Annotated in this window: 2 protein-coding genes; both read right to left on the bottom strand. The window is 52.2% G+C overall.

Annotated elements, in window-relative coordinates; translation table 11 throughout:
- Positions 1-54: 54 nt before the first annotated feature.
- On the bottom strand, positions 55-5,022 hold the full coding sequence (locus HMPREF0080_RS10985) for a TonB-dependent receptor plug domain-containing protein (protein ID WP_006790806.1): 4,968 nt from the start codon (positions 5,020-5,022) through the stop codon (positions 55-57).
- Positions 4,961-5,101, bottom strand: coding sequence for a hypothetical protein (locus HMPREF0080_RS10980; protein WP_156795319.1), 141 nt, complete (start codon positions 5,099-5,101; stop codon positions 4,961-4,963). Before HMPREF0080_RS10980 ends, HMPREF0080_RS10985 begins: the two co-directional genes overlap by 62 nt.
- Between the last annotated feature and the right edge of the window lie 227 nt (positions 5,102-5,328).

The following is a 5,328-nucleotide window of genomic DNA, read 5'->3' as shown; positions in this document are numbered from 1 at the left end:
TTTCTGACAGCTTTTCTTTTGGGGGAGGGTGCTGCCCTATATAAAGGATACGGTTTAGAATTTATACGTCGCCTGGAGGCGCGTGTAATCGCCGAGTTCGAAGTTCTCCGATCCGTACAGGGTATCCCGCTTATGGATGCCTTTCGCACCGAAGGTATAGAACGCTTCAATGAGGAAATCCTTACGCGGCACATACCCGGCACCGACGGTAAAGCTGCGGATACCGTCGAGATAACGGTCCGGCAGGGCTTCCGTACCGTTGCCGCCGAAGAAGGAACCGTGCTGGAAGTACTTGTAATCCACAAAGGCGTTCCAGCTGCCCGGCACATCCATGTCGCTGCGGCCGAAGTCGAGACGGGCCACCCAGAAGCGCGGCGTGCCGCCTTGTTCACGTCCGTAGTAATCGTAACGGTCCGGGCTGGCGCTGGACGAACCTTCCACATATTTTGAATCAGATGAACCGTTCAGCATACGGCCGAAATCCGTGCGGTTCTGGCCCCAATCGTACGAGAAGGAAACATTGGAGCCGAGACGCCACTTGAAGCCCAGGCCGAAAACACTGGCCAGCCGGTCATACGAATAAGTACTGTTACCTTCCGCCGCATTGAGGTCAGCATACTGCAGGCTGTGCGTATCGTCTCCCGTCGAACGGAGATACCAGGCCTGCACGCCGAAGTGACGGCCGAACCGGTGTTTCGCCTGCAGGAAAGCCGCACGCTTGACAGAAGGAACCTGATCCTGCACCAGAACATTCCCCACGGTCACGCCAGGCCGTCCGGAGCCGAACAGTTTGCTGATAGGTACATCTGATTCCTGCTTAAGCGCCCACGTATAAATAGCATTAAATATATGCATCATGGACTCAGATACGTTGCCCTGCGTTTTATAGCCGTGAAAACCGAAGTGATTGTACTCAATCATATAATGGCGCAGGGATGCGTCCTTATTCCACAGGGACCGGACGGCCTTTTGATGCGCCGTGTCCTTATCGAGAACCGTAAAGGCGCCGTTTGTTTTTTCAGAATAATCCATTACATAATAATGTCTGATAGAACTTGTTGTCTGCGGGCGCTGGACAGTGCCTTTGAGAATAGAGTCGCCCGTGTATTCGCCGTAGCCGTCGAAAGTTACCTTATAGGTGTATTTTTTGCCTTTCACCAGACCGGTTTCCGGTAAATAATTCGCATACGGTATATTTTCATAGACGGCATTAGTACTTTCAACGGCGCCTATCGACCGGTTCCATGTGGCTTCAGCCGCCGCTTCCAGCTTTTCTTTGTCCAGCATGTCACTGTAGGATAAGGGATCCGTACGGCTGGGATCAATATAATGATTTTCATCTATCGGATCTCCGGCCATAGCCAGATACGTCTTTACAGGCGTACTGCCGACGATATGGCCGCTATCGTCCGTTTCATACCCTTCGATTTTATGCCAAGCGTAATTGTTCATTAAGAGACGTTCAGGCGCATTCAGGACCGGTTCTATATACTGCGCGTAGCCGTCCGGATCAGCCTGTTTAATCCCGTCCAGATAAGTCTGCAAAATTTCCTTTTGTTCTTCCCAGCTCCCGGCCGCGCCCAGGATCTGATAGAGCCCCTTTCCGTCATTAAAGCCGGCTACGCCGTTTTCCTTGTCATAGGCCGTGGCCCAAGTATTATGGCCGGAAGCGATGCCGCCGCTACCCAGCAGTTCAATAGGTGTCGGCGCCCGGTAGAAGCGTTTTCGTACCACGTGGGTATAGGCGCTGTCACTGATCCCCGTGCTGCGGCGGAAGTCGCCGTAGCCCAAGCGCACCTGATTTTTACCGCTCGTCCATACAGCCCTCGCGCCGTCGTATTCCTTGCCGAACCAGTAACCCGTCACACCCATAGGTTCCGTGAGACGCCCCAGGGAGAAGTCCCACTTCTTCACGTGCCGCGTCATATCCGCCGTATCCAAGCGCTGACGGTTCAGACCCTTGGAATCGGCCACGTCATGCCGCGTATCCACGCCGCTGTAGCCGGCGGCGCTGCCGAGCACCTTGATGTTCGTATTGTCGCCGATACGGGCATCCACGCCGAGTCGCAGGCGCTGTTCAAAGCCGTGTCCGCCTTTTTCCCGGTAATTCTTGTAGGCGCTGCCTACGCTGGTAGTCATGGTCATCGTCGCCTGATCAGGTTTATTGTTCTTACCCGTAAAGCTGTTCCAGCGCATCCGGTAATCGCCGATGATGACCAGGCCCTTCTTCTTGTTCACGTCAAAGACGGGACGGATGAACCAGTCCCGTTCAAGAGTATCCTGCTTATCCGCGTCGACTTCAGTCACGGATTCACCGTTTGCCGTTTTCACGGCCCGGGCCGCTTTTTTAGCCGCTTTTTCTTCCGGCGTAAGGATCGTCGGGCCGAATTTTATGTTGACGCCGAAGCGGTATGTCCGTTCCATAAAGGCCTGGTCATCATCGCGGTGATTTAAGATGTTGCTGATACCGGCATAGACAGTAGAATCCTTGTCTATCTTCTTCTGCACCAGAAGATTCCAGAGACCGAAGGTCTTCTTCTGATACTCGATCTTGTCGGAATCGGCAAAGAAATAATGTGTACCTGTCTCGCTGCTTTCCATGTAGTTACCATTGTTGGCAATACTGTTGGCATCAAGCATACGAATATAGTAATCGCCCCAGAGAGAAGCCGTCCAGCCTTTATTTTCATAGGTTACGCCGATATCCACTTTATGCGTCGGCTTGTTTAAAAGCTGGCGCGGCATATCGGGATCGCTCTTGTTGATGGCATGAAGATAGGTGTATCCCAGCTTCGCGGACCAGTGTTTGTTGAACCGGTGGTCAACCTGGGCTTCAAAACCCGTGATCTCCGCCTTGCCGATATTCTTGAAGCTGTATATCATATCGGGAGGAGTCAGCCATTTGAAGAGACTGCCTATGTCCTTTCCGTTAACATCGCGGGTCGGGTTAAAATCCATAGTGTAACCCGTAAAGTAGGTAGTCATGTAATCGCGGATACGGTTATGGAAAATATTGAAACGCGTCGATGTCTTGCCGTTTTCCGCTTCCAAACCGATATCGAAGTTGAGCGATTTTTCCGGCCTCAGATCCCGGTTGCCGACCCAGTAATACCCCAGCCGGCCCAATTCACTGCCGATGCCGTCAACGGTTCCCGCCGGTGATCCCGCATACATCTCCCAGTTATAGTAGAGCTCACCCATGCCCGGTTCGGTGTAGCCCGTACCGATATTGGCCTTAAAGCGGTGGTTGGCCTTGCCCTTGATGTTATGAGTGAGCCCCATGTTAAAGGTACTGTAGTTGCCGAAGAGGCTGCTGTGATCCATGCGGAAAATGGGCGATAAGATGGTATCCTTATTGACCTGCCACGTATCGCCGATATAGAAGTTATACTTGCGGATTTCCGCCCGGCCGACGGTCTGGCGGTTATTTCTGAGTATGGAGTCCTCCTTGAAATACTTTCCCGCTTCCGCGGAATTTGCCGGATGCCACCGCGGCGCAAGATTAAGCTTCCCCTCTTTCTTTAACTCCGATGCATTATAGTAGAACTGCAAAAGCATAGGGCCCGTGTACACAGAGCCGCCGAACATCGCCGCCAGATCCGGATTTTGTTCGATCAGTTCATTGGCAAATCGGTGGGCTTTTTCTACAATGTCGTCAGGAGCACCGGTCGCTTCCGGCTGAAAGCCGTACCTATCATACATTTCGTACGTATAGGCCGGTTTTACTGCATGGCCTCCGCTGTCGGTAAACCCGTACCATTCCAATTCCTCATCATACCGAGGTATACCGGCTTCATTTTTAACCAGCGTATAATCATGGATGCTGGAAGCCACCGTGCCGTCATGCAGAGCCAGGTTCTTATCGTAATCCCAGGGATTGATGTACCGGTAATACGTGGAATCAGCGTTTTTGATGCGGCTCCCTTCGCCCGTTTCCTTGCTGTAGCCGAAGCCGTAGGTTAAGAGGTGCTTGCCATTGGCCTGCGTATTGGCCGAGGCATTAAAGCTCTTCATGGTGTGTTTCAGGTCATCCAGATAATACAAGGCGTCGCTTCCCTGGTATGGTGAATTTTCAAAAACCTGCATGGTTGTAATATCATCTTCCCGCATTTTGGAATAGTTGTAACCGAACTTCCAGTCCGTCTTCCGGTCATGTCCCTTGTAGGTAACGCCGTACGTATTGCGGTCCACATTCCGTCTGGCATTCATGTTCATAGCCTGGGAACTGCGTTTCTGGAACATTTTCATATCTTCTTTGATCTTATCGCCCGTGAATTCAAGGCTGTTGTTGTCATTGAGATCCCAGTTGAAGACTGCGCCAATGTTCTTGATGGAGCCGTAATAACGCAGGTTGCTGCGCAAATAACCCGTTCCCGGCACCGGGTTTCCATGCTCATCCATCTCTGCAGGGTACCTCGTCATGCTGTACACCGGCATGATTTCCCGCTTGCCGCCGTAGGCCGCCATGCGTAATTTCCCCTGTTGGCCGCTGTCGGCCCGCAGGAAGAAATTCGCATAGGGGAAGAAGTCGCCGTCCTGTTTGGCCCGGCGCCCTTCAACGTTGATCTGCATGCCCGCTTTCCTGGCCGGCTGACGGGTAATGACGTTAATGACGCCGCCGATGGCATCCGCCCCGTATTTGGCGGAGGCCGCACCGCGGATGATCTCGATGCGCTCCACGTTCTCCGTGCCGAGCCGCTGCAGCTCATCGCCCTGTCCGCTATATTTCGCAAAGTCGCCCATGACGGGCCGGCCGTCCACGAGGATCAGGGTGTGTCGCGGCTCGGCGCCGCGGATGGAAACGGTGACCCGGCCCATGGCGTCGACCGTGCGGCTTACACCGGTCTCGTCAAAGATGATATCCTCCACGGACTTGGCCTGCTTCTTCGCAATGTCCTCCCTGGTAATAACCGTCGTGCTCTGACTTTCGTACTTGGCCTCTTCTCTGGCCGCATTGACCTTAACGACAATATCTCCCGTTTCGACCCGATTGTCCCCCCCCCTGCGGACTGTCCGCCGCACAGACGGGCAGGCTCAGCCAGGTAAAGACGGCACAGGTAAGCAGCGCATAACGTCCGCTCCGCCGTACAGACTTGTTCATAACTTCTTCCTCCTTTATATTCTATGATGTATGTAGATATGTAATATAAATTATGAATATCATTATTATATATAATAAAAAAAGTTATCCTCTGTTTTCCACTCCATTCAGACCGAAAATAATCCGTTTGGACAAAAATTAACAATATGTTATACGAATTATGCATTATATATCTAATAATTAAACGGTAAGTGATTATGCTTGATAAACACTCCTTTGACCGCAGA

Source organism: Megasphaera geminata F0357 (assembly GCF_000239275.1).
Lineage (GTDB): Bacteria > Bacillota > Negativicutes > Veillonellales > Megasphaeraceae > Megasphaera > Megasphaera geminata.
Note: the sequence above shows the minus strand (reverse complement) of the source record. Positions and strands in the feature narration are given on the sequence as shown.

Bases quoted from the DNA above. Each gene is read 5' to 3' on its own strand.
- HMPREF0080_RS10980 (WP_156795319.1), bottom strand. From the start codon at position 5,101: ATGAACAAGTCTGTACGGCGGAGCGGACGTTATGCGCTGCTTACCTGT.